21 protein-coding genes are annotated in these 23,972 nt (G+C 60.5%); 18 read left to right on the top strand and 3 right to left on the bottom strand.

The annotated features are described in order from the left end of the window. Positions 1-25 precede the first annotated feature (25 nt). A complete protein-coding gene (locus tag AC0ZWN_RS03695; protein WP_476334088.1) occupies positions 26-2,473 on the bottom strand; it encodes an acyl-CoA dehydrogenase in 2,448 nt (815 codons plus the stop codon). A 248-nt stretch (positions 2,474-2,721) separates the two neighbouring features. Between AC0ZWN_RS03695 and AC0ZWN_RS03690 the strand changes: the two genes are divergently transcribed. The 4 genes from AC0ZWN_RS03690 (at position 2,722) to AC0ZWN_RS03675 (ending at position 5,890) form a co-directional block, all read left to right on the top strand. Beyond that, positions 2,722-3,381 carry a transglutaminase-like domain-containing protein gene (locus tag AC0ZWN_RS03690; protein WP_093435478.1) on the top strand — a complete coding sequence of 220 codons (660 nt, stop codon included), beginning with the start codon at positions 2,722-2,724 and terminating at the stop codon, positions 3,379-3,381. Positions 3,382-3,424: 43 nt separating this feature from the next. Further along, positions 3,425-4,048, top strand: coding sequence for a glutathione S-transferase family protein (locus AC0ZWN_RS03685; protein WP_093435475.1), 624 nt, complete (start codon positions 3,425-3,427; stop codon positions 4,046-4,048). Between the two features lie 133 nt (positions 4,049-4,181). Continuing rightward, positions 4,182-5,114, top strand: coding sequence for an ABC transporter ATP-binding protein (locus tag AC0ZWN_RS03680; protein ID WP_250605963.1), 933 nt, complete (start codon positions 4,182-4,184; stop codon positions 5,112-5,114). After that, complete coding sequence (locus AC0ZWN_RS03675) at positions 5,111-5,890, top strand: ABC transporter permease (RefSeq protein ID WP_008087860.1); 780 nt, start codon at positions 5,111-5,113, stop codon at positions 5,888-5,890. Before AC0ZWN_RS03680 ends, AC0ZWN_RS03675 begins: the two co-directional genes overlap by 4 nt. 147 nt (positions 5,891-6,037) lie before the next feature. Here the strand turns inward: AC0ZWN_RS03675 and AC0ZWN_RS03670 are convergent, their stop codons facing one another. Continuing rightward, the gene (locus tag AC0ZWN_RS03670; protein WP_095048627.1) at positions 6,038-6,556 is read right to left on the bottom strand and encodes a DUF2062 domain-containing protein; all 519 of its coding nucleotides are present in this window, start codon (positions 6,554-6,556) and stop codon (positions 6,038-6,040) included. A gap of 136 nt (positions 6,557-6,692) precedes the next feature. Between AC0ZWN_RS03670 and AC0ZWN_RS03665 the strand changes: the two genes are divergently transcribed. The 12 genes from AC0ZWN_RS03665 to AC0ZWN_RS03610 all read left to right on the top strand — a co-directional run bounded on the left by AC0ZWN_RS03665 (position 6,693) and on the right by AC0ZWN_RS03610 (position 18,154). Continuing rightward, positions 6,693-8,927: a DNA internalization-related competence protein ComEC/Rec2 gene (locus AC0ZWN_RS03665; protein WP_476334086.1), complete on the top strand. Its 2,235-nt coding sequence runs from the start codon at positions 6,693-6,695 to the stop codon at positions 8,925-8,927. 101 nt (positions 8,928-9,028) lie between these two features. Next, entirely contained in the window at positions 9,029-9,664 is a 636-nt protein-coding gene (locus AC0ZWN_RS03660; protein WP_042560451.1) for a MotA/TolQ/ExbB proton channel family protein, read from the top strand. Then, positions 9,661-10,089 carry an ExbD/TolR family protein gene (locus AC0ZWN_RS03655; protein ID WP_093435463.1) on the top strand — a complete coding sequence of 143 codons (429 nt, stop codon included), beginning with the start codon at positions 9,661-9,663 and terminating at the stop codon, positions 10,087-10,089. Before AC0ZWN_RS03660 ends, AC0ZWN_RS03655 begins: the two co-directional genes overlap by 4 nt. Then, entirely contained in the window at positions 10,089-11,099 is a 1,011-nt protein-coding gene (lpxK, locus tag AC0ZWN_RS03650; RefSeq protein ID WP_095048624.1) for a tetraacyldisaccharide 4'-kinase, read from the top strand. The genes AC0ZWN_RS03655 and lpxK overlap by 1 nt, the downstream gene beginning before the upstream one ends. 21 nt (positions 11,100-11,120) lie before the next feature. Continuing rightward, a complete protein-coding gene (locus AC0ZWN_RS03645; RefSeq protein WP_003174668.1) occupies positions 11,121-11,306 on the top strand; it encodes a Trm112 family protein in 186 nt (61 codons plus the stop codon). Next, a complete protein-coding gene (gene kdsB, locus AC0ZWN_RS03640) occupies positions 11,303-12,067 on the top strand; it encodes a 3-deoxy-manno-octulosonate cytidylyltransferase (RefSeq protein ID WP_093435457.1) in 765 nt (254 codons plus the stop codon). Before AC0ZWN_RS03645 ends, kdsB begins: the two co-directional genes overlap by 4 nt. After that, on the top strand, positions 12,067-12,531 hold the full coding sequence (locus AC0ZWN_RS03635) for a low molecular weight protein-tyrosine-phosphatase (RefSeq protein ID WP_476334085.1): 465 nt from the start codon (positions 12,067-12,069) through the stop codon (positions 12,529-12,531). Before kdsB ends, AC0ZWN_RS03635 begins: the two co-directional genes overlap by 1 nt. After that, the gene (gene murB, locus AC0ZWN_RS03630) at positions 12,528-13,547 is read left to right on the top strand and encodes a UDP-N-acetylmuramate dehydrogenase (protein WP_476334084.1); all 1,020 of its coding nucleotides are present in this window, start codon (positions 12,528-12,530) and stop codon (positions 13,545-13,547) included. The genes AC0ZWN_RS03635 and murB overlap by 4 nt, the downstream gene beginning before the upstream one ends. A 245-nt stretch (positions 13,548-13,792) precedes the next feature. Further along, positions 13,793-14,263 carry a (2Fe-2S)-binding protein gene (locus AC0ZWN_RS03625; RefSeq protein ID WP_476334083.1) on the top strand — a complete coding sequence of 157 codons (471 nt, stop codon included), beginning with the start codon at positions 13,793-13,795 and terminating at the stop codon, positions 14,261-14,263. Beyond that, positions 14,260-16,581, top strand: coding sequence for a xanthine dehydrogenase family protein molybdopterin-binding subunit (locus tag AC0ZWN_RS03620; protein WP_476334082.1), 2,322 nt, complete (start codon positions 14,260-14,262; stop codon positions 16,579-16,581). The genes AC0ZWN_RS03625 and AC0ZWN_RS03620 overlap by 4 nt, the downstream gene beginning before the upstream one ends. Further along, the gene (locus AC0ZWN_RS03615; RefSeq protein ID WP_476334081.1) at positions 16,581-17,561 is read left to right on the top strand and encodes an XdhC family protein; all 981 of its coding nucleotides are present in this window, start codon (positions 16,581-16,583) and stop codon (positions 17,559-17,561) included. Before AC0ZWN_RS03620 ends, AC0ZWN_RS03615 begins: the two co-directional genes overlap by 1 nt. Beyond that, positions 17,558-18,154 carry a nucleotidyltransferase family protein gene (locus AC0ZWN_RS03610; protein ID WP_476334080.1) on the top strand — a complete coding sequence of 199 codons (597 nt, stop codon included), beginning with the start codon at positions 17,558-17,560 and terminating at the stop codon, positions 18,152-18,154. The genes AC0ZWN_RS03615 and AC0ZWN_RS03610 overlap by 4 nt, the downstream gene beginning before the upstream one ends. A 269-nt stretch (positions 18,155-18,423) precedes the next feature. On the opposite strand, the gene rne is transcribed toward AC0ZWN_RS03610, so the two are convergent. Continuing rightward, positions 18,424-21,663 carry a ribonuclease E gene (gene rne / locus AC0ZWN_RS03605; RefSeq protein WP_476334078.1) on the bottom strand — a complete coding sequence of 1,080 codons (3,240 nt, stop codon included), beginning with the start codon at positions 21,661-21,663 and terminating at the stop codon, positions 18,424-18,426. Between the two features lie 699 nt (positions 21,664-22,362). On the opposite strand from rne, the gene rluC reads away from it, so the two are divergent. Then, on the top strand, positions 22,363-23,322 hold the full coding sequence (gene rluC / locus AC0ZWN_RS03600) for a 23S rRNA pseudouridine(955/2504/2580) synthase RluC (protein WP_038364486.1): 960 nt from the start codon (positions 22,363-22,365) through the stop codon (positions 23,320-23,322). After that, positions 23,309-23,971 (top strand): HAD-IA family hydrolase, encoded by a 663-nt coding sequence (locus AC0ZWN_RS03595; protein ID WP_099756910.1) that lies wholly within the window; start codon positions 23,309-23,311, stop codon positions 23,969-23,971. The genes rluC and AC0ZWN_RS03595 overlap by 14 nt, the downstream gene beginning before the upstream one ends. The last annotated feature ends 1 nt before the right edge of the window (position 23,972 follow it).

Raw genomic sequence — 23,972 nt, 5'->3', positions numbered from 1 at the left:
GCCCTCTTGGACATGGTTGTCAGGATCAGCGGACTTTGCCCTCTGCCAGTTTCAGTTCCTCTTTGTCGAAGTCATCGACGTCGATCACCTTGCGTCGCGCGGCTTCGGCATCGCGCAGGCTCTGTGCTTCCACCGGTTGCAATACTCCAGCTTCAAGCGCTGCATCGATGGCGTGTTCGCCCGCGACCGGTTTGACCTGACCGCTTTTCAGCGAGGTGTGCAGTTTTTTGTGCAACGGCTGCGCAGCATTGAGCAGATCGCTGGCGTGTTGCAGCGCGCCGACGGCATCGTCTGCCGACTGCGGGCGATAGCAACCGGCAAGCAGTTCTTCCAGCGCCGGATCACCTTTGGCGCGACCAATCACGCCTGCCACTTCGGCACCGAGTTTGTCCGACGGGCCTTTGTGACGACGACCGAACGGGAACACGATGGCTCGCAGCAGGCAACCGAATACCTTGTTCGGGAAGTTGCGCAGCAATTCATCCAGCGCCCGTTCCGATTGGCCGAGGCTTTCTTCCATCGCCCAACGGAACAGTGGCTCCATGTACGCTGGCGAATCCAGATCGTGATAACGCTTGAGCGCGGCGGAGGCCAGATACAGGTTGCTCAACACATCACCCAGACGTGCCGACAGACGCTCGCGACGTTTCAGTTCGCCGCCCAGCAACATCATGCTGAAGTCGGCGAGCATGGCGAACGCCGCTGCCTGACGGTTCAGTGCGCGGAAGTAGCCTTGGCTGATCTTGTCGCCCGGCGCGTGTTCGAAGTGGCCGAAACCGAGGTTCAACACCAGCGTACTGGCCGCATTGCTTACGGCGAAACCGATGTGTTTGAGCAGCAAACCATCGAACTCTTTCAGCGCCTGATCCTTGTCCTCACGACCGGCGAGGGCCATCTCCTTCAGCACGAATGGATGGCAACGAATCGCGCCCTGACCGAAGATCATCAGGTTGCGCGACAGGATGTTTGCACCTTCCACGGTGATGAAGATCGGCGCGCCGTTCCAGCTACGCCCCAGGTAGTTGTTCGGGCCCATGATGATCGCCTTGCCACCATGAACATCCATGGCGTGGCTGATGCACTCGCGGCCGCGTTCGGTGAGGTGATACTTGAGAATCGCCGAGAGCACCGACGGTTTCTCGCCCAGATCCACTGCGTTGGCAGTGAGCATCCGCGCCGCGTCCATCATCCAGGCGTTGCCGCCGATGCGCGCCATGGCTTCCTGAATACCTTCGAAAGCCGACAGCGGTACATTGAACTGCTCGCGAATCTGCGCGTACTGACCGGTGACCAGGCTGGTGAATTTGGCCGCGCCAGTGCCGACTGCCGGCAACGAGATCGAACGGCCGACCGACAGGCAGTTCATCAGCATCATCCAGCCCTTGCCGAGCATCTCCTGACCGCCGATGAGGAAGTCCAGCGGAATAAACACGTCTTTGCCCGAGTTCGGGCCGTTCATGAACGCCGCGCCGAGTGGCAGGTGACGACGACCGATTTCCACCCCAGCGGTATCGGTCGGAATCAACGCGAGGCTGATGCCAAGGTCTTCCTTGTCGCCCAGCAGATGCTCCGGGTCGTAGGCCTTGAAAGCCAGGCCGAGGAGGGTCGCGACAGGACCGAGGGTGATGTAGCGTTTTTCCCAGTTCAGGCGCAGGCCGATGACTTCCTGACCTTCCCATTGGCCTTTGCAGATTATCCCGGTGTCGGGCATCGCACCGGCATCGGACCCGGCGAGCGGACCGGTGAGGGCGAAGCACGGGATGTCATCGCCACGGGCCAGCCGTGGCAGGTAGTGATTGCGTTGTTCGTCGGTGCCGTAATGCAGCAGCAGTTCGGCCGGGCCGAGGGAGTTCGGCACCATCACGGTGGACGCGAGGTCACCGCTACGGGTAGCGAGTTTCATCGCCACCTGCGAGTGGGCGTAAGCCGAGAAGCCTTTGCCACCGAATTCTTTCGGGATGATCAGGGCGAAGAAACCGTGTTCCTTGATATGCGCCCAGGCTTCGGGTGGCAGGTCCATCGACTGGCCGATCTGCCAGTCAGTGACCATCGCGCAGAGTTCCTCGGTTGGGCCGTCAATGAACGCCTGTTCTTCCTCACTCAATTGCGCCTTGGGATAGGCCAGCAATTTGTCCCAGTCCGGGCGGCCGCTGAACAGCTCACCGTCCCACCACACGGTGCCGGCGTCGATTGCGTCGCGTTCGGTCTGCGACATGGGTGGCAGGGTTTTCTGGAACCAGTTGAACAACGGCGCAGTGAAATGCTTGCGACGCAGATCAGGCAGCAGCAGCGGGGCAGCGACCACCGCCAGCAGCACCCAGAACACCAGCAACAACCAGCCCGGCGCATGACTGAAAATACCCATCGCCAGCAGGTAGACGGCCACGATGCCCAACGCAGGCAGAGGTGAAATACGCCGGTGGGCGAGATACGCCACTCCAACGATCAAAACCAGTATCCACAACAACAGCATATTCAGTCCTCCGTGAACCAAGGCAAATCGACCCTCCAGAGCTTAGACGGCATCTGTAAAACCGGGTGGTCAGACCAAGGTGATTGAAATCGTGGGAAACCCCGGATGGTTTTCGTAGGTTCGGTGGGCAACACGTGTGGGAAATCGTTCGCTGATCCCGCGTCTTTGCGTCCAAGTTTGGCCGAAACGTCGTTATCTCTGTGCTGACGCTGTCGCTAGACTCGGGGCTCACCCAGGAGATTGTCGTCATGCGCGAGTATCTGAGTCCCGGCCGCTTCATCGATAGTGACCACCCGGCAGTGGTGGAGTTCGCCGAACAGCATCGGGGTGCCAGCCGCGATCCGCTCGAGCGGGCGATCAATCTTTATTACGCGGTGCGTGAGGCGGTGCGCTACAACCCCTACACCTTCAGTCGCGATCCGCAGACCTTGCGTGGCAGCTATGCGCTGACGACGGGGGAGAGTTATTGCGTGCCCAAAGCCACGCTGCTTGCCGGTTGTGCGCGGCATTGCGGGATCCCGGCGCGTATCGGTCTGGCCGACGTAAAAAATCACTTATCGACGCCACGTCTGCTTGAGTTGCTGAAAAGCGACATGTTCGCCATGCACGGGTACACCGAACTGTTCCTCAATGGACGCTGGGTCAAAGCCACACCGGCGTTCAATCAGAAGCTATGCGAATTGTTCAACGTTGCGCCGCTGGAGTTCGACGGTATCAATGACAGCGTTTTCCACCCGTTCAATCGCGACGGCGCGCAGCTCATGGAGTATCTGGTCGATCACGGCCAATTCGCCGATGTCCCGGAAACGTTCTTCTTCGAACATTTGCAAAAGTGCTATCCGCATCTGTTCACTGATCAGCAGCCGCAACGGCTGGGCGATATGCAGAGTGATTTGAGCCGTACCTGATCCGGCGTATGCTGCCTGCCCACTCATTTGAAAAGAGGCGGTCATGCTGAAGATCTGGGGACGGAAAAACTCATCGAATGTCAGGAAGCCATTGTGGGCGGCTGAAGAGCTTGGCCTGGCCTACGAGGCAATCGATGCCGGCGGCGCATTTGGAGTAGTCGACACTCCCGAGTACCGGGCGATGAACCCGAATGGCCGGGTGCCGGTGATCGAAGACGACGGTTTCGTGCTGTGGGAGTCCAACGCCATCGTCCGCTATCTGCTGGCCAGACATGCGCCCGACAGTCACTGGTATCCGGCGGATCCGCAAGCGCGAGCCATCGCTGACAAATGGATGGACTGGACCACTTCAAGTTTTGCCGGTCCCTTCCGCACGGTGTTCTGGGGCGTCTTGCGCACGCCGGCGGACAAGCAGGACTGGGCTGCGATCAACGCCGCGATCAAGGAATGCAATGAGTTGCTGAGCATGGCCGATCATGCCTTGGCCAGTCAGCCATATCTCTCTGGACAAGACATCGGCATGGGCGATATCCCGCTCGGCAGTTTCATTTATGCCTGGTTCGAGATGCCCATCGAACGCGCGCCACAAGCGCATCTGCAAGCCTGGTACGAGCGCTTGAAGCAGCGTCCGGCTTACCAGAAAGCGGTTATGACCGCGTTGACTTAATACTTACTATCGACACACTTGACTGTACTTGTGCGGCGGCGGCAAGCACCATTGCGCTCTGGTGCTGCGGTTGTTTCCCTCGCCGCCCGCCCTTATTTATCCCTTTCTTCCCTTCTTGGTGCGTAAATCCGATATGAGTTCCGCTCTGTCCATCCGGCAGCTAACCAAAACCTACGGCAACGGGTTCCAGGCCTTGAGTGGTATCGATCTGGACGTCGCCGAAGGTGATTTTTTCGCCTTGCTCGGCCCTAACGGTGCCGGAAAATCCACGACCATCGGCATTCTCTCGACCCTGGTGAACAAGACCAGCGGCACGGTGAATATCTTCGGCCATGACTTGGACAAGAACCCGGCAGCGCTCAAGCGCTCGATCGGCGTGGTGCCCCAGGAATTCAACTTCAATCAGTTCGAAAAGACCTTCGACATCGTCGTGACCCAGGCCGGTTACTACGGCATTCCGGCGAAGATCGCCAAGGAACGCGCCGAGCAGTACCTGACCCAACTGGGCCTTTGGGACAAGCGCGATGTGCCGTCGCGTTCGCTGTCCGGCGGCATGAAGCGGCGTTTGATGATCGCCCGAGCGCTGGTGCACGAACCGCGTCTGCTGATCCTCGATGAACCGACCGCAGGCGTCGACATTGAGCTGCGTCGATCAATGTGGACGTTCCTCACTGAGCTGAACCAGAAAGGCATCACCATCATCCTCACCACGCACTATCTGGAAGAGGCTGAGCAGTTGTGCCGCAATATCGGCATCATCGACCACGGCACCATCGTCGAGAACACCAGCATGAAACAATTGCTGGGGCAGCTGCACGTGGAAACCTTCCTGCTGGACCTGAAAAACGACTTGAACGCCGCGCCGCAATTGCTCGGCTACCCTGCCCGGTTGATCGACAGCCATACCCTGGAAGTCCAGGTCGACAAATCCATGGGCATCACGGCGTTGTTCACCCAGTTGGCGCAGCAGAACATCGAAGTGCTGAGCCTGCGTAACAAAACCAATCGCCTCGAGGAGCTGTTCGTGTCCCTGGTGGAGAAGAATCTGTCGAAGGTGGCGGTATGAGTTCCGAATTCCGTCCCAACCTCGTCGCCCTGCAGACCATTGTTTACCGCGAGGTCAAACGCTTCACACGGATCTGGCCGCAGACGCTGCTGCCGCCGGCGATCACCATGGTTCTGTATTTCGTGATCTTCGGTAACCTGATCGGTCGGCAGATCGGCGACATGGGGGGCTTCACTTACATGGAGTACATCGTGCCGGGGCTGATCATGATGTCGGTGATCACCAACTCCTACGGCAACGTGGTCTCGAGTTTCTTCGGCAGCAAGTTCCAGCGTTCCATCGAAGAGCTGATGGTGTCGCCGGTGTCGCCGCACACTATTCTGATCGGTTTCACCATTGGCGGCGTGTTGCGTGGTCTGATGGTTGGCGTGATCGTGACCATTCTGTCGCTGTTCTTCACCCATTTGCAGGTACATCACCTCGGCGTGACCATTTTGGTGGTGGTACTGACGGCGACGATTTTCTCGCTGCTGGGCTTCATCAACGCGGTGTTCGCGCGCAACTTCGATGATATTTCGATCATCCCGACCTTTGTGCTGACACCGCTGACGTACCTGGGTGGGGTGTTCTACTCGATCACCTTGCTGCCGCCGTTCTGGCAGACCGTGTCACTGGCCAACCCGGTGCTGCACATGGTCAACGCCTTCCGTTACGGCATTCTGGGTGTGTCGGATATCAAGATCGGCATTGCGATCACCTTCATGCTGGTGGCGACCGTTGTGCTGTATCTCGGCTGCGCGCGGTTGCTGGTGAGTGGGCGCGGGATGCGTACCTGATCCAGAACCGCGTCGACTTCTTCGCGAGCAGGCTCGCTCCCACATTGGATCTATGTTGTGCTGAAGATCTTCTGTGGGAGCGAGCTTGCTCGCGAATGCAGACGCCACAAATCAGAACGGCCTCCCATTGCGGAGGCCGTTTTGCGTTCAGCGCATGCGACTCTTCTTGCGCCGCGCCCATTGCCGCGCCACCCACCAGCGCCAATACATCATCACAATGCAGTAGGCGAGGGCGCCGAGTACCAGTCCGACCACCACCGAGCCGAGCAGAAACGGCTGCCACAACGTCGACAACTCGCCGCTGATCCACTCCCAGGTCAGCTCGTCCGGTAGATGTCGGGCGGGCACATCCATCAAAAACGCCCCGGCCTGATAGGTGCAGAAGAACACCGCCGGCATGGTGATCGGATTGGTCAGCCAGACCAGGCTGACAGCAATCGGCATGTTGCCGCGCACCGTGACGGCGAGCGCGGCGGCCACCAGCATCTGCGCCGGGATCGGCAGGAACGCGGCGAACAGGCCAACCGCCATCGCCCGGGCGACCGAGTGACGATTGAGGTGCCAGAGGTTCGGGTCATGCAGCAACTTGCCGAGAAAGCGTAAGGATTTGTGTTCCCTGATGCTCGTCGGGTCGGGCATATAACGTTTGAATAAGCGCCGGGGCATAAGGCTTCTCGGTCGGTTAAGGCGGCAAGTATGTCTGGATTCTACGAAGCGCCCATTCAGACTTTGTGACAATTGTTGACGACGCGTGTAACCGACAACCGCTATGCCTAAGTGCGGGACTCTCAAGGACGGGCTTATGCGCACAGGGATGATGGCGCTCGCAGTCGGTCTGCTGGTCGCGGTTTTTATGCCGGCATTACCGCCGGTCTGGTTGATGCTGTTGTTGCCGGTCGTGGCTTTGATGCTGCTGCCGTTCCGCAGCTATCCGCTGGCGTTTTTGCTGTTTGGCTTCACGTGGGCCAGCGTCGGTGCGCAATGGGCGTTGAATGATCGTTTGCCGGCCGGGCTGGATGGCGAAACCCGGTGGGTTGAAGGGTGGGTCGTCGGTTTGCCGCAGAACAGCGACGGCGTGGTGCGCTTCGAATTGGCCGAGGCGCACTCGCGTCATGAAAAACTGCCATCGCTGATGCGGCTTGCCTGGTACGCCGGGCCGCCGGTCAACAGCGGCGAGCGTTGGCGTTTGGTGGTCAAGCTCAAGCGTCCCGGTGGATTGCGCAATCCCGAGGCCTTTGACTACGAGGCCTGGCTGCTGGCGCAACGTATTGGCGCCACCGGCACGATCAAGGACGGCCAGCGCTTGAGCGAAGCGCGTTGGGCCTGGCGTGACAGTATTCGTCAGCGTTTGCTGAGCGTGGATGCGCAGGGGCGAAATGGCGCATTGGCGGCGTTGGTGCTGGGTGACGGCTCGGGGCTCAGTCGTGAGGACTGGCAGACTCTGCAGGACACCGGCACCGTGCACTTGCTGGTGATTTCCGGTCAGCACATCGGATTGCTGGCGGCGCTGATGTATGGGCTGGTCGCCGGCATGGCGCGATATGGCCTGTGGCCGCTGCGCTGGCCGTGGCTGCCGTGGGCCTGTGGTCTGGGGTTCGCGGCAGCACTCGGTTATGGCCTGCTTGCCGGGTTCGACGTGCCAGTGCAGCGCGCCTGCGTGATGGTCGGACTGGTGCTGTTGTGGCGCCTGCGTTTTCGTCATCTTGGCGCAGGGTGGCCGTTGTTGCTGGCGTTCAACGCTGTGCTGTTGCTGGACCCGCTCGCCAGTTTGCGTCCGGGTCTGTGGCTCTCGTTTGCGGCGGTGGCGGTGCTGATCTTTACCTTTGGCGGCCGCTTGGGCGCGTGGCGCTGGTGGCAGACCTGGACGCGGGCGCAGTGGTTGATCGCGATCGGCTTATGTCCGGTGTTGCTGGCGCTGAACCTGCCGATCAGCCTCAGCGGGCCGCTGGCCAATTTGCTTGCGGTGCCTTGGGTCAGTCTTGCGGTGTTACCGCCGGCGCTGCTTGGAACCGTGTTGCTGCCTGTTCCTTTTGTCGGCGCCGGCCTGCTGTGGCTGGCCGGCGGTTTGATCGATGGGTTGTTTCACGCGCTGGCGACGATTGCCGGGCATTGGCCGGCGTGGATCGCACCCTCGATACCCGCTTGGGTCTGGGCCATTGGCAGCCTCGGCGCCGGGTTATTACTGTTGCCGCGCGGCGTGCCGCTGCGTCCATTGGGCTGGCCGTTGTTGTTGCTGCTGGTCGTGCCGCCACGCGATCAAATAGATGAAGGATTGGCTGATATCTGGCAGCTCGATGTCGGCCAAGGCTTGGCCATCCTGATCCGGACCCGCCATCACGCGTTGCTCTACGATGCGGGGCCGCGCTTTGGTGAGTTCGATCTCGGCGAGCGTGTGGTGCTGCCTTCATTGCGCAAACTGAGCGTGGGAAAACTCGATTTGATGCTGCTCAGCCATGCCGACGCCGATCACGCCGGCGGCGCTTTGGCGATCAGCCGTGGTTTGACCGTCGATCAGGTAATCAGCGGCGACCCGGCGGGGCTGCCCGCGCAATTGAACGCCCAAGCTTGTGCAAGTGGCCAGCAATGGCAATGGGACGGCGTGCGTTTTCAACTCTGGCAGTGGGCGGACGCTGACGACAGCAATCAGCGTTCCTGCGTATTGCAGATCGAGGCCAATGGCGAGCGCCTGCTGTTGACCGGCGACATCGACAGCCATGCCGAACGCGTGCTGCTCGACGGTCCACTGGCCGTGCCGACGCAATGGCTGCAATCGCCTCATCATGGCAGCCGCAGTTCATCGTCAATGGCGCTGCTCAACGTCTTGAAACCCGAGTCCGTGCTGATCTCTCGAGGTCATGGCAACTCATTTGGCCATCCACACCCGACCGTGCTGGCGCGTTATCGCAAACTGGGCCTGAATATTTACGACAGCGCCGAGCAGGGCGCCATTCATCTGCAACTGGGCACCTTCCGGGCACCACGCACGATGCGTCATCAGCGGCGTTTCTGGCGTGATCCGCCCGCACTGGCCCGCTGATCGGGACGTAGGTAAATGGGGCGTCACGGTCGTCGGGGTGGCGGGTCTTAATCGTGGATCGGTATGGTAAAGTGGCGCACTTTTTCGAGGGGACTGTCACTGTGTGGGAATTGGTCAAATCCGGCGGCTGGATGATGTTGCCGATCATTCTGAGCTCCATCGCGGCCATGGCGATCGTCGCCGAGCGCCTGTGGACCCTGCGCGCCAGTCGCGTTACCCCCGAGCATCTGCTGGGCCAGGTCTGGGTCTGGATCAAGGACAAGCAGCTCAATAAAGAAAAACTCAAGGAATTGCGCGCCAATTCGCCGCTGGGGGAAATCCTCGCGGCGGGCCTGGCCAACTCCAAACATGGTCGCGAGATCATGAAAGAGTGCATCGAAGAGGCCGCCGCCCGGGTCATTCATGAACTCGAGCGCTACATCAATGCTCTCGGCACTATCGCAGCCATGGCGCCATTACTGGGTCTGCTTGGCACCGTGCTGGGCATGATCGATATCTTCAGCGCGTTCACCGGCTCCGGCATGACCACCAATGCCTCGGTGTTGGCGGGCGGTATTTCCAAGGCGCTGATCACCACCGCTGCGGGCCTGATGGTCGGTATTCCGGCGGTGTTCTTCCACCGGTTCCTGCAACGCCGCATCGATGAATTGGTGGTGGGCATGGAGCAGGAAGCGATCAAGCTGGTTGAAGTGGTGCAGGGCGACCGTGACGTCGACCTGGCCGAGGGGCGCGCGTGAAGTTCCGTCGCAAACCCCGGGAAACCGTGGACATCAACCTCGCGTCGCTGATCGACGTGGTGTTCATTCTGCTGCTGTTTTTCGTCGTGACCACCACGTTCACTCGCGAAACCCAGTTGCGTGTTGACCTGCCGGAAGCGGTCAGCGGCTCCCCGGCCGAAGACCAGCAAGTCAAGCAGATCGACGTGGCCATCAGCGCCGAAGGCGTGTTTTCGGTGAACAACAAGATTCTGCCGAAGAACGACCTGGCGACCCTGATGGAAGCCATGCAGAAAGAGTCCAACGGCGACACCAACATGCCGTTGTCGATCAGTGCCGATGGCAAGACCCAGCATCAATCCGTGATCACCGCCATGGATGCGGCCGGCAAGCTCGGTTTCAGCCATCTGCGCATGACCACGGTCGAGGCGGCGCCCAAATCCTGATGAGCCTGTCCGATCGCTTGCTCGCCGCGTGGTATCAGGGGCACCCGGCCCTGACGCTGCTGCGGCCGCTGGAAATGCTCTATCGCCGCGTGGTGGTGGGTAAGCGCCAGCGCTTTCTTGCCGGTGAAGGTCAGATCTACCAGCCATCGGTGCCGTTAATCGTGGTCGGCAACATCACCGTCGGTGGCACCGGCAAGACGCCGATGATTCTCTGGTTGATCGAACATTGCCGACGCAGCGGTTTGCGCGTCGGCGTGGTCAGTCGTGGTTACGGCGCCAAACCGCCGCAACTGCCGTGGCGCGTTGCGGCCGAGCAAACCGCTGACATCGCCGGTGACGAACCGTTGCTGATCGTCCAGCGCACCGGCGTGCCGCTGATGATCGACCCCGATCGCAGCGCAGCGGTCAAAGCCTTGCTCGCCAGTGAACCACTGGATCTGATCCTCTCCGATGACGGTATGCAGCATTATCGTCTGGCGCGGGATCTGGAGCTGGTGCTGATCGACGCCGCTCGCGGTCTCGGTAACAAACGCTGCTTGCCGGCAGGGCCGTTGCGTGAGCCGATCGAGCGTCTGCAAAGCGTCGACGGTGTGCTGTTCAATGGTGCCACCGAGGATCGCGATGACGGTTTCGCTTTCCGTCTGCAACCGACCGCGCTGGTCAATCTGCGCAGCGGCGAGCGCAAGTCGCTCGATCATTTTCCGCCCGGCCAGGCCGTGCACGCGGTCGCCGGGATCGGCAATCCGCAACGTTTCTTCAATACCCTCGAAGCGCTAGACTGGCGAGCAGTCCCCCATGCGTTTGCCGACCACGCCGAATACAGCGTGCAGGCGTTGAATTTCACACCGTCATTGCCGTTGGTGATGACCGAAAAGGACGCGGTGAAGTGCCGTGCCTTTGCGGCTGACGACTGGTGGTATCTGGCGGTCGATGCGCTGCCGTCGCCGGCCTTTGTGGCCTGGTTCGACACGCAACTGATGCGCCTGTTGCCGGATCGTCTTTTGCCTTAACTCTTTACTCAGGGAATGTTCATGGACACCAAATTGCTCGATATCCTCGCGTGCCCGATCTGCAAAGGCCCGCTCAAGCTCAGCGCCGACAAGACCGAACTGATCAGCAAGGGCGCCGGTCTGGCGTACCCGATCCGCGATGGCATCCCGGTCATGCTCGAAAGCGAAGCCCGCACCCTGACCACCGACGAGCGTCTGGATAAATGACCACTGCCTTCACCGTTGTCATCCCGTCGCGTTTCGCCTCGACCCGCCTGCCCGGCAAACCGCTGCTCGACATCGCCGGCAAGCCGATGATCCAGCACGTCTGGGAACAGGCGAGCAAAAGCAGCGCCAGCCGTGTGGTCGTCGCGACTGACGATGCGCGCATCGTCGAGGCCTGCAAGGCTTTTGGTGCCGAAGTGGTGCTGACCCGTGAAGATCACAATTCCGGCACCGATCGTCTGGCCGAAGTCGCGGCGAAACTGGGTCTTGAACCCGACGCGATCGTGGTCAACGTGCAGGGTGACGAGCCGCTGATTCCGCCGAGCGTGATCGATCAGGTCGCCGCCAATCTGGCTGCCCACACCGAAGCGCGCATGGCCACGCTGGCCGAGCCGATCGAGGACGTGGAAACCCTGTTCAATCCGAACGTGGTCAAAGTCGTCAGTGATCTCAACGGTTTGGCGCTGACCTTCAGCCGCGCGACTTTGCCATGGGCGCGCGATGCGTTTGCCAAGAGTCGCGAGCAATTGCCCGAAGGCGTGCCGTACCGTCGTCACATAGGCATTTATGCCTACCGCGCCGGTTTCCTCCAGGACTTTGTGAGCTGGGGCCCATGCTGGCTGGAAAACACTGAATCCCTCGAGCAACTGCGTGCTCTGTGGCACGGTGTGCGGATTCATGTCGCCGACGCGCTGATCGCACCGCCGACTGGCGTTGACACGGCCGAAGACCTCGAGCGCGTTCGTCGCCTGCTGGAGGCCTGATGCGCGTTCTGTTTGTGTGCCTGGGCAACATTTGTCGATCGCCCACGGCCGAAGGCGTATTGCGTCACAAACTGCGTGAAGCAGGGCTGGCGGATCAGGTCGAAGTGGCCTCCGCCGGCACCGGTGACTGGCACGTTGGCAACCCGCCGGACAAACGCAGCCAGGCCGCCGCCAAAGTTCGTGGCTATGACCTGTCAACGCAACGCGCGCAGCAGGTCAGCCGTGCCGATTTCGCCAGTTACGACCTGATCCTGGCCATGGACAACAGCAACCTGCGCAACCTCAAGGCGTTGCAGCCGTCCACCGGCAAAGCCGAGCTGGACCTGTTTTTGCGCCGTTATGCCGGTGTCGTCGATGAAGTGCCGGATCCGTATTACGACGGCGATCAGGGTTTCGAGCAAGTGCTGGATCTGATCGAAGCAGCCTGTGACCAATTGTTGATCGAAGTGAAGGGCCGGTTATGAGTTTGCAGGTGCAACCGCAGGTTTCCCTGAAACCGTTCAACAGTTTTGGCGTGGATGTGCGCGCGCAACTGTTCGCCGAAGCCCACAGCGATGCCGATGTCCGTGAAGCGCTGGCCTACGCCACCGCGCACGATATGCCGTTGCTGGTGATTGGCGGCGGCAGCAACTTGCTGCTAACGGCAGATATTCCGGCGCTGGTGCTGCGCATGGCCACGCGCGGGATTCGTGTGACCAGCGATGACGGCAACCGTGTAGTGATCGAGGCGGAAGCGGGCGAGCCGTGGCATCCGTTTGTGCAGCACACGTTGGCGCAAGGATTCTCCGGACTGGAAAACCTCAGCCTTATTCCCGGTACGGTTGGCGCTGCGCCGATGCAGAACATCGGTGCCTACGGCGTCGAGATCAAGGATGTGTTTGCCGGCCTCACCGCGCTGGATCGCCAGACCGGCGAGCTGCGCGATTTCACCCTCGAAGAATGCAACTTCGCCTACCGCGACAGCTTGTTCAAGCAGCAGCCGGGGCGTTGGCTGATTCTGCGCGTGCGCTTTGCACTCGACCGCATCGCGCATTTGCATCTGGAATACGGCCCGGTGCGTCAGCGCCTGACCGAGCAGGGCATTGAGCAGCCGACGCCTACCGACGTCAGCCGTGCGATTTGCAGTATCCGCAGCGAAAAACTGCCGGATCCGGCGGTACTCGGCAATGCCGGCAGCTTCTTCAAGAATCCGCTGGTGTCGGCGGCCATCGTCGCGAGGATCAAAGAACAGCATCCGGATGTGGTCGCCTACGCGCAGCCGAACGGACAAATGAAGCTCGCGGCAGGCTGGCTGATCGAGCGTGCCGGCTGGAAAGGTTTCCGTGAAGCCGATGCCGGCGTGCATAAACTGCAGGCGCTGGTGCTGGTCAACTACGGCGCGGCAACCGGGCTGCAACTGCTCGATCTGGCGCAACGCATCCAGAAAGACATTGCCGAACGTTTCAATGTCGACCTGGAGATGGAGCCTAATCGCTATTGAGGCTACGCTTTCAAAGCGCCATCCAAAGCCCTGCACTGATAAAAAGTGCAGGGCTTTTTTGTTAACGCTGGGTTAACTTAGCGAGCTAACGATAACCGTCATTTGCTCCACCAAAGGCCCGGTGCAGACGTTCGCGTCGGCACAAGAGAGCCTGATTAGCCTGAGTCGATCTGCGTGAACCACCGCCGATTCAACGGCGGCAGATTGCTCGACCCCATAACCACTAAAAATATGCGGGCGTGCCCATGATTACCCTGAAACTCAACGGTCAAGACCATTCTCTCGATGTCACCGAAGACATGCCGCTGTTGTGGGCGATTCGTGATGTCGCCGGTTATAACGGCACCAAGTTCGGCTGCGGCATGGGGCTGTGCGGCGCCTGCACCATTCATATCGACGGCTTGCCGGCGCGCAGTTGCATCACGCCGATCGGTTCGGTGGTCGGCCAGAACGTCACCACCATCGACAACCTGCACGCCGACCCGGTGGGGCAGGTGGTCCAGCAAGCCTGGCTCGACACCGCTGTAGCGCAATGCGGATTCTGTCAGGGCGGGCAGATCATGTCGGCTACCGCGTTGCTCAAGACCAACCCGAACCCGAGCGACGAGCAGATCGAAGAAGCCATGGTCGGTAACATTTGCCGCTGCGGCACCTACAACCGGATCAAGACCGCGATCCGCCAGGCTTCCACTCACTTGAAGGGGGCCAAGGCATGAGTCGCCTTCCGAATGATTTCGCCCTGAGCAATCTCAGCCGTCGCGGTTTCCTCAAAGGCGTCGGCGCCACCGGCGCGCTGGTGTTGGCCGCCAGTTGGGGTTGGCAGGATGCGTTGGCTGAAGACAAACCGAAGCAATTCGGCGCCGATGGCATGCCCAATGGCTGGATCGACGATCCGAAGGTCTACGTCAGCATTGCCGCTGACGGCACGGTCACTGTGGTGTGCAACCGTTCCGAGATGGGCCAGGGCGTGCGCACCAGTCTGACCATGGTTGTTGCTGATGAACTGGAAGCCGATTGGGCGCGCGTCAAAGTGCAGCAGGCGCCGGGTGATGAACTGCGCTTCGGCAACCAGGACACCGACGGTTCGCGCAGCATGCGCCATTGGTATGAACCAATGCGGCGTTGCGGTGCGGCGGCGCGAACCATGCTTGAACAGGCCGCCGCTGCGCAGTGGAAAGTGCCGGTCGGTGAATGCCACGCGCAACTGCACAAAGTCATTCACAAACCGTCTGGCCGTGAGCTGGGCTATGGCGAGCTAGCCGCCGCAGCCAGTGCGTTGCCGGTACCGACGCGTGACAGCCTGCGCCTCAAGCAGCCGTCGGAGTTTCGCTACATCGGCAAGGAAGGTACGAAAGCCATCGATGGCGCAGACATCGTCAACGGTCGTGCGGTGTACGGCGCCGATGTGCATTTCGACGGCATGTTGTACGCAACTATCGCCCGTCCGGCGGTGTACGGCGGCAAGGTCAAATCGCTGGATGACAGCGCTGCGCTGAAAGTCCCCGGTGTGCTCAAAGTGCTGCAGATCGAAAGCCGTCCGCTGCCTTCCGAGTTTCAGCCACTGGGTGGTGTGGCCGTGGTCGCCAGCAACACTTGGGCCGCGATCAAGGGCCGTGAAGCGTTGAAAATCGAATGGGATGACGGTCCGAACGCCAGTTATGACTCGATCGCCTATCGCAAAGAGCTTGAAGCCGCCTCGCTGAAACCCGGCAAAGTGGTGCGCAACACCGGCGATATCGACAAGGCCCTGAGCGGTGCTGCAAGAACTCTTGAAGCATCCTACTACCTGCCGCATCTGGCCCAGGCACCGATGGAGCCAATGGTTGCCATCGCTCGCTACAAGGACGGCGTTTGCGAAGCGTGGGCACCGAGTCAGGCGCCGCAAGTCACTCGTGAGCGCATTGCCGAGCGTCTTGGACTGCCGTTCGACAATGTCACATTCAATGTCACCTTGCTTGGCGGTGGTTTTGGTCGCAAGTCGAAACCGGATTTCGTCGTCGAAGCGGCGATTCTCGCCAAAGAGTTCCCCGGCAAAGCCGTACGGGTGCAGTGGACGCGTGAAGATGACATCCACAACTCGTATTTCCACACCGTGTCCGCCGAGTATCTGAAGGCTGGCGTGGGCAAGGACGGCATGCCGTCCGGCTGGTTGCATCGCACCGTGGCGCCGAGCATCACCGCGCTGTTCGCGCCGGGGATGAACCATGAAGCGGCTTTCGAGCTGGGCATGGGTTTCACCAACATGGCCTACGCGATTCCCAACGTACGCCTGGAAAACCCCGAGGCGACCGTGCACACACGGGTTGGCTGGTATCGCTCGGTGTCGAATATTCCTCATGGTTTTGCCATCCAGAGTTTCGTCGATGAACTGGCGCACAAGGCCGGCGAGGATCCGCTCAAGTACCAGGTCAAACTGCTCGGTCCGGATCGGCAGATCGATCCGCGCACGCTGAGCGAAGAGTGGAACTACGGCGAGTCTCCCGAGCGTTATCCGATCGACACCGGACGCATGCGCACCGTGCTGGAAACTGCCGCGAAAGCAGCCGGTTGGGGGCGCAAACTGCCGAAGGGCCGTGGTCTGGGTCTGGCGGTGCATTACAGCTTCGTCACGTATGTGGCGGCGGTGATCGAAGTCGAGGTCAAGGACGACGGTACGCTGATCGTGCATAAGGCTGACATCGCTGTGGACTGCGGGCCGCAGATCAATCCTGAGCGCATCCGCTCGCAATTCGAAGGCGCTTGCGTGATGGGCTTGGGTAACGCGGTACTGGGTGAAATCAGTTTCAAGGACGGCAAGGTTCAGCAGGACAACTTCCACATGTACGAAGTGGCGCGCATGTCGCTGGCGCCGAAGGAAGTTGCCGTGCATCTGGTGACGCCGCCGGGCGACGTGCCGTTGGGCGGTGTCGGCGAACCGGGCGTGCCGCCGATTGCTCCGGCTTTGTGTAACGCGATCTTTGCCGCTACTGGCAAGCGCATCCGTAATCTGCCGGTGCGTTACCAGTTGCAGGGCTGGCAGAAGGCACAGGCGTAATGGACAGCGTCGACCTCAATGTCCTGCGCAGCGTCCTCGAATGGCGCCGCGCCGGACAGCGGGTGGTGCTGTTCAGCGTGGTGCAGACCTGGGGCACGGCGCCCCGGGCGCCCGGCGCCATGCTCGCCTTGCGTGAGGATGGCGTGGTGATCGGTTCGGTGTCGGGCGGGTGCGTCGAGGATGATTTGATCGCCCGCCTGCACGACGGCCGCATCGCCACCGATGGGCCGCCGGTGCAGTTGATTACCTATGGCGTTACACGCGAGGAGGCGGCGCGCTTTGGCTTGCCTTGTGGCGGCACGTTGCGCCTGACTGAAGAACGGATCGGCGATCCCGCGTGGGTTGCCGAGTTGCTCGCGCGGTGCGAAGCACACGAGATCGTTGCCCGTGAGTTGAACATTGAAACCGGTGAAGTGCTTCTGTCGCCGGCCAGCAATTCCGACTCGCTGGAGTTCGACGGCAAAACCCTGCGCGCAATCTACGGCCCGCGTTGGCGTCTATTGTTGATCGGTGCCGGGCAGTTGTCGCGTTACGTCGCGGATATGGCGCGCCTGCTGGATTTCGAAGTACTGATCTGCGATCCGCGCAGCGAATTCGTCTACGGCTGGGAAGAGCATCACGGGCGTTTCGTCCCCGGCATGCCCGATGACGCGGTACTGAGCATTCAGACCGATGAGCGCACGGCGATTGTCGCGTTGACCCATGATCCGCGTCTGGACGACATGGCGCTGCTCACGGCGCTGGATTCTCCGGCCTTCTATGTCGGCGCTCTCGGCTCTCGGGTTAACAGCCAGAAGCGTCGGGAGAATCTGGCTCAGCTAGGCTTGTCGGTGCAGGCGATCGATCGGCTGCACGGGCCGATCGGTTTGCACATCGGCAGTCATTCGCCAGCGGAAATTGCTTTGTCCCTGTTGGCGGAAATCGTCGCGATCAAGAACGGCGTCGAGTTGAAGCAGAAGAAAACTTTGGAGGACGCATGAGTCGATCCATTGCAGTGATTGTGCTGGCGGCGGGTGAGGGCAGTCGTTTTCGCCAGGTGGCAGGTGCTGATAAGGACAAGTTGCTGGCGGACTGCACCGGACGTGATGGTGCGGTGCGTTCGGTGATTGAGCAGGTGCTGCTGAATCTGCCGGTCAGTCTCGACAAGCGTGTGCTGGTGACGACTGAAGCGCGGCCGCAGGTGATGCGCATGGCGCAGGCCTATGGCTGTGACGTGGTCTCGATTGGGTCGAGCGGGATGGGTGACAGCATTGCCGCTGGTGTCGCGGCATGCCCGGAGGCGGATGGCTGGTTGATTGTGTTGGGTGATATGCCGTTTATCTTGCCGTCGAGTATTGAGCGGGTGGTCGCGGCCATTGCCGATGATGCAGTGAGCGTTGCGGTGCAGGAAGGGGAGTTCGGTCATCCTGTGGGGTTTGGGCGGTCGTTTGGTGCGGGGTTGCAGGCGTTGAGTGGCGATCGAGGGGCTCGGCCGTTGTTCAAGCAGGGCAGGGTGGTGGAAGTGGCGGTGGATGATCCTGGGGTGTTGTGGGATATCGATGTGCCGCAGGCTTTGGTTTTTACTTCGTCTTGAGAGCTGCGTAAATTCCTGAGAGCCCCTCACCCTAACCCTCTCCCAGAGGGAGAGGGGACTGACCGAGGTGTTCTTTCGAGGTACACCGACCTGAAACTTCGAGTCGAACTCCGGCCTTGAAACACACGGAGATCGGCTCCCTTTCCCCCTCGCCCCCTCGGGGAGAGGGCTGGGGTGAGGGGGTTGGATCTAGAGTCCAGCACAAAAAATCGAGGCATAAAAAAGCCCCGCCTGAATAATCGGGCGGGGCTTTTTATTGGCTTTGGAAATTACACGAGTGGTTTAGGCTCGTGTTCTTTTTCCTCGGCCTCTTGGTGCTGCTCGACCGCGTCCTGAACGGAGCGTGGTGCTTCAGCAATCACCGACTCAACCACAGCTTCTTCAGTCACCGGGGCAGGCGCTGCCTCGACCACTTCAGCAACCACGGCTGGCTCGGCAGCGACTGGCGCAGCAGCGGCAGCCAGTTCAGCTTCCTTCTGCAGACGCTCTTCTTCACGCTTGCGACGACGCACTTCACGTGGGTCGTTTGGCGCGCGGCCGCTTGGCGTCAGAGCGCTGACCGGTGCTGGAGCTTCGACCACCGGGGCTGGCGCTTCGGTCACCACGGGTGCTTCGACAACCGCTGCTTCAACGACAGGTGCTGGTTCGGCAGCCTTACGTTCTTCAAACACCGGGGTTTCGAACACTGGCGCTTCAACAACCGGTGCTTCCACCACTGGCGCTGGGGTTTCAGCAACAGTCGGTTCGGCAACCCAGTTGAAGGCAGTCTGCTCTTCGCGAACTTCACGCACGGTTTCGGTTACGGTTTCTGCGACGGTTTCAACCACCGGCTCCGCAGCCACAACTGGCGCTGGCTCTACCTGAGGCAGGGTCTCTTGAACTGGAGCCACTTCGACTTCCGGAGCAGCAACCACTTCTACTGGAGTAGTCGCTTCAACAACCGGCGCTTCCACTGGAGCGGTTTCCTGAACAGCCGCGGTAGCGCGTTCAGCTTGCTCGTGGGCTTGAGCTTCGGCCGGTGCACTGATCACGGTGCTGGCAACAGCGGCGGTCACAGCCAGGCCAGCAGCCAGATCGGCAGTGCTTGGCGCTTCAGCGTTTTCGCCGGCTTCGGATTCTTCCGAACCTTCGATCACGTTGCCGTTGGCATCACGCTGACGCTCACGACGGTTGCTGCGACGACGCTGACCGCGCGAACGACGACGTGGGCGATCGCCTTCGGCGTTCTCCGAACCGTCTTCCGGCAGTTGCTCTTCGTTGGTGTTCACTTCTTCTTCAGCGACGGCAGCAGCGGCCTGTTCGGCACGCGGTTGACGCTCTTCACGTGGCGGACGCGGTGCGCGTTCTTCACGTGGCTGACGGGTCGGGCGTTCTTCAGCGGTAACGGCAACGTCAGTTGCAGCGGCTGGAACGGCGTCCAGTGGCTCGCGCAGTTCACGCACACGCTCTTCACGCTCGCCGCGTGGCTTGCGGTCTTCGCGCGGCGCACGTGGTGCACGTTCTTCACGCGGAGCGCGTGGTGCACGTTCTTCGCGGGCAACTGGCGCTTCGGTACGAGCTTCACGTGGTTCGCGGACTTCACGTGCTTCACGTGGCGCGCGCTCTTCGCGCGGCTCGCGTGGCGCACGTTCTTCACGTGGAGCACGTTCTTCGCGTGGCTTGCGTTCTTCATCGCGGCGACCATTACGGTTGCGGCTCTGCTGACGACCGTTGCGACGCTCTTCGTTACGGGCCGGACGTTCGGCGGCTGGTTTTTCAACCACAACCGGAGCGGCTGGCTCTTCTTTGGTGGCGAACAGGCTGACCAGCGATTTCACCAGACCTTTGAACAGGCTTGGCTCTGGTGCAGCGACTGGAGCTGGTGCAGCAGCGGCCGGGGCGGCGACTTCGGTTGGAACCGGAGCGTTGGCACGGGCCGGAGCAGTCTTGACCGCGGCTTCCTGGCGAACCAGGGTGCGGGTCGCGGCGGCTGGCTGGACTTCTTCGACTTCGGCAGCGGCAGCGGCGATTTCGTAGCTGGACTGGTTGGTCGCAGCTTCCGGGCTGTCGTCACGCAGACGCTGAACTTCGAAATGCGGGGTTTCGAGGTGGTCGTTCGGCAGAATGATGATGCGGGCACGGGTGCGCAGTTCGATCTTGGTGATCGAGTTGCGTTTTTCGTTGAGCAGGAACGCAGCGACCGGGATCGGCACCTGGGCGCGCACTTCGGCGGTGCGGTCTTTCAGGGCTTCTTCTTCGATCAGGCGCAGGATCGCCAGCGACAGCGATTCAACGTCACGGATGATGCCGGTGCCGTTGCAACGCGGGCAAACGATGCCGCTGCTTTCGCCCAGCGATGGACGCAGGCGCTGACGGGACATTTCCAGCAGGCCGAAGCGCGAGATGCGGCCGATCTGCACGCGAGCGCGGTCGGCTTCCAAGCATTCGCGGACTTTTTCTTCCACGGCGCGCTGGTTCTTGGCAGGGGTCATGTCGATGAAGTCGATGACGATCAGGCCGCCGATGTCGCGCAGGCGCAACTGACGGGCGATTTCTTCGGCAGCTTCAAGGTTGGTCTGCAGAGCGGTTTCTTCGATGTCGCTGCCTTTGGTGGCGCGCGCCGAGTTGATGTCGATCGACACCAGGGCTTCGGTCGGATCGATAACGATGGAACCACCGGAAGGCAGTTCAACGACGCGCTGGAAAGCGGTCTCGATCTGGCTTTCGATCTGGAAACGGTTGAACAGCGGTACGCTGTCTTCGTACAGCTTTATCTTGCTGGCGTACTGCGGCATCACCTGGCGGATGAAGGTCAGGGCTTCGTCCTGGGCTTCAACGCTGTCGATCAGCACTTCGCCGATGTCCTGGCGCAGGTAATCGCGGATGGCGCGGATGATCACGTTGCTTTCCTGGTAGATCAGGAATGGCGCGGAGCGATCCAGCGAGGCTTCTTTGATGGCGGTCCACAGTTGCAGCAGGTAGTCGAGGTCCCACTGCATTTCTTCGCTGCTGCGGCCAAGGCCGGCAGTGCGCACGATCAGACCCATGTCGGCTGGTGCGACCAGACCGTTCAGCGCTTCACGCAGTTCGTTGCGCTCTTCGCCTTCGATGCGACGGGAGATACCGCCGGCACGCGGGTTGTTCGGCATCAGCACGAGGTAACGACCGGCCAGGCTGATGAAGGTGGTCAGGGCTGCGCCCTTGTTGCCACGTTCTTCTTTTTCGACCTGAACGATGACTTCCTGGCCTTCGCTCAGGACGTCCTTGATATTGACGCGGCCTTCAGGGGCTTTCTTGAAGTATTCGCGGGAGATTTCTTTGAGTGGCAGGAAGCCGTGGCGCTCGGAGCCGAAATCGACAAAGGCAGCCTCAAGGCTTGGTTCGATGCGAGTGATGCGGCCTTTATAGATGTTGGCCTTCTTCTGCTCGCGTGCACCGGATTCGATGTCCAGGTCGTAGAGGCGTTGGCCATCTACCAGTGCAACACGCAACTCTTCGGGTTGAGTTGCGTTAATCAGCATTCTTTTCATGTAGTACCGTCGGTTTCCGGGCTGCCGGAAACGGCGTTCGGCACACACGACTTCTCACGGTCGGTGTCAGGTGCGTCGGGAGTGGTTGGCCATTCCCGTGTCCAGCGATATGCGGCCAATTGGGCCGATATAGCGACGTACGCGTCCTGCTTGCTGTGGCTACTTAAGCACTCAGTCAGGAGGAGGAATCAACCAGCGGCTGTGGACGAGATGAAGCGTCTTGATAAAGCCTATTGCTACACAGTCCAGCGGTTGTGCATCTCCACCCTACACGTATCCCTGATAATTCGGGTGCTGCCGCGCGCAGAATCCGCAGCGGGTTGGCATTTACCGTGAGCTCCGAAAGGGGAGGTCACGCATCATGGCTAATTCAGGCGTTGTTTCCGAAGCATTCGCTCGGGGTCATCTGCAGCTGACTGCACTTTGTGAACTGGCCTTGAATGTGTGCCTGTCAGGCGAGTAAAAACTCTGCTCGACGGTGTAATTCAGGCCTCATGTCACCTGCGCTTGTTACAACTGAAAACTCCACCGTTACGTAGCGAAAGCCCCGTAGGACGGCCTCGCGTCCTGGTGAATTGCGTTGGTCAGGGCCGGTTTTTGACCGTGGTTCCTCTGTCCAGGCCGCTTTTGGCGGCGTTCGCGACTATAGCAGCAATGATTAAGTGCTTCAATTCCATAAAAATTGTTATCATCCGCGGCATGACAACTACTGCCCCTTCGACTCCAGGCGTTCAATTGCTTGAAGTCTCGCCGGAGTATGCCGGCCAACGAATCGACAACTTTCTCCTCGCCCGGCTCAAAGGCGTGCCCAAGACCTTGATTTACCGCATTTTGCGTAAAGGCGAAGTGCGCGTGAACAAAGGTCGGATCAAGCCCGAATACAAGCTGCAGGCCGGTGATATCGTGCGCGTGCCGCCGGTTCGCGTGCCTGAACGTGATGAGCCGGTGCCACTAGCCCAAGGCTTGTTGCAGCGCCTGGAAGCCTCGATTGTCTTCGAAGACAAAGCCCTGATCGTGATCAACAAGCCCGCCGGCATTGCGGTTCACGGTGGCAGTGGCTTGAATTTCGGTGTGATCGAAGCCTTTCGTCAGTTGCGTCCCGATGCCAAGGAGCTGGAGCTGGTACACCGTCTCGACCGTGACACCTCCGGCCTGCTGATGATCGCCAAAAAACGCAGCATGTTGCGCCACTTGCACGAGCAATTGCGCGGCGATGGCGTCGACAAGCGTTACATGGCGCTGGTGCGCGGCAACTGGGCGACCTCGATCAAGAAAGTCAGCGCGCCATTGCTCAAGAGCAATCTGCGTTCCGGCGAGCGCATGGTTGAAGTCAACGAAGAAGGTAAAGAAGCCCTGACCATGTTCAAGGTGCTGCGCCGCTTCGGTGACTTCGCCACCATGGTCGAGGCTAAACCGGTGACCGGTCGCACCCACCAGATTCGCGTGCATACCTTGCATGCCGGTCATTGCATTGCTGGCGACAGCAAGTATGGCGATGAGGATTTCACCAAGGAAATCCGTGATCTGGGCGGCAAGCGCCTGTTCCTGCACGCCTACATGCTGACCGTGCCGCTGCCCGATGGCGGCAAGCTGACCTTGCAGGCGCCGGTCGATGAAATGTGGGCCAAGACCGTGGAGCGATTGAGTGCGCCCATCTGATTACAAACTGCTGATTTTCGATTGGGACGGCACCCTGGCCGACTCCATTCACCGGATCGTCGAAGCCATGCATTCGGCGTCCGGGCGCTCCGGTTTCGAGTTGCGCGACGACTTTGCTGTCAAAGGCATTATCGGTCTGGGCTTGCCCGAAGCGATTCGCACGCTGTATCCCGAGATCAGTGACGCCGAAATGACCGCGTTTCGCGAGTATTACGCCGATCACTACATCGCCGCAGAGGCTGTGCCTTCGCCGTTGTTCGAGGGCGTAGTCGAGTCGATGGCGTCCTTTCGCGAGCAGGGTTATCACCTCGCGGTGGCGACCGGCAAGAATCGTCGCGGACTGGATCGAGTGCTCAAGGCTAATGGCTGGGAAGATTATTTCGATATCACCCGCGCTGCCGATGAAACTGCGAGCAAGCCGCACCCTCTGATGCTGGAGCAGATCCTTGCTCATTGTGGTGTGCGCCCGGAGCAGGCCTTGATGGTCGGCGATTCGTCCTTTGATCTGTTGATGGCGCGTAATGCGGGGATGGATTCGGTCGCGGTCAGTTATGGCGCGCAATCGATCGAATCGCTGCAACAATTCGAGCCACGTCTGTCGATCGACCGTTTTTCCGAATTGCATGCCTGGCTGGGAAAGCAGGCCTAAT

It is taken from the genome of Pseudomonas sp. 3B-A001-10F, assembly GCF_056313565.1.
Note: the sequence above shows the minus strand (reverse complement) of the source record. Positions and strands in the feature narration are given on the sequence as shown.

Coding starts and splice junctions, on each gene's coding strand:
- AC0ZWN_RS03615 (WP_476334081.1), top strand. CDS start 16,581: ATGGACAGCGTCGACCTCAATGTCCTGCGCAGCGTCCTCGAATGGCGC.
- AC0ZWN_RS03680 (WP_250605963.1), top strand. CDS start 4,182: ATGAGTTCCGCTCTGTCCATCCGGCAGCTAACCAAAACCTACGGCAAC.
- rne (WP_476334078.1), bottom strand. CDS start 21,663: ATGAAAAGAATGCTGATTAACGCAACTCAACCCGAAGAGTTGCGTGTT.
- lpxK (WP_095048624.1), top strand. CDS start 10,089: ATGAGCCTGTCCGATCGCTTGCTCGCCGCGTGGTATCAGGGGCACCCG.
- AC0ZWN_RS03665 (WP_476334086.1), top strand. CDS start 6,693: ATGCGCACAGGGATGATGGCGCTCGCAGTCGGTCTGCTGGTCGCGGTT.
- AC0ZWN_RS03645 (WP_003174668.1), top strand. CDS start 11,121: ATGGACACCAAATTGCTCGATATCCTCGCGTGCCCGATCTGCAAAGGC.
- murB (WP_476334084.1), top strand. CDS start 12,528: ATGAGTTTGCAGGTGCAACCGCAGGTTTCCCTGAAACCGTTCAACAGT.
- AC0ZWN_RS03670 (WP_095048627.1), bottom strand. CDS start 6,556: ATGCCCCGGCGCTTATTCAAACGTTATATGCCCGACCCGACGAGCATC.
- AC0ZWN_RS03685 (WP_093435475.1), top strand. CDS start 3,425: ATGCTGAAGATCTGGGGACGGAAAAACTCATCGAATGTCAGGAAGCCA.
- AC0ZWN_RS03610 (WP_476334080.1), top strand. CDS start 17,558: ATGAGTCGATCCATTGCAGTGATTGTGCTGGCGGCGGGTGAGGGCAGT.
- AC0ZWN_RS03675 (WP_008087860.1), top strand. CDS start 5,111: ATGAGTTCCGAATTCCGTCCCAACCTCGTCGCCCTGCAGACCATTGTT.
- AC0ZWN_RS03690 (WP_093435478.1), top strand. CDS start 2,722: ATGCGCGAGTATCTGAGTCCCGGCCGCTTCATCGATAGTGACCACCCG.
- AC0ZWN_RS03625 (WP_476334083.1), top strand. CDS start 13,793: ATGATTACCCTGAAACTCAACGGTCAAGACCATTCTCTCGATGTCACC.
- AC0ZWN_RS03695 (WP_476334088.1), bottom strand. CDS start 2,473: ATGCTGTTGTTGTGGATACTGGTTTTGATCGTTGGAGTGGCGTATCTC.
- kdsB (WP_093435457.1), top strand. CDS start 11,303: ATGACCACTGCCTTCACCGTTGTCATCCCGTCGCGTTTCGCCTCGACC.
- rluC (WP_038364486.1), top strand. CDS start 22,363: ATGACAACTACTGCCCCTTCGACTCCAGGCGTTCAATTGCTTGAAGTC.
- AC0ZWN_RS03635 (WP_476334085.1), top strand. CDS start 12,067: ATGCGCGTTCTGTTTGTGTGCCTGGGCAACATTTGTCGATCGCCCACG.
- AC0ZWN_RS03620 (WP_476334082.1), top strand. CDS start 14,260: ATGAGTCGCCTTCCGAATGATTTCGCCCTGAGCAATCTCAGCCGTCGC.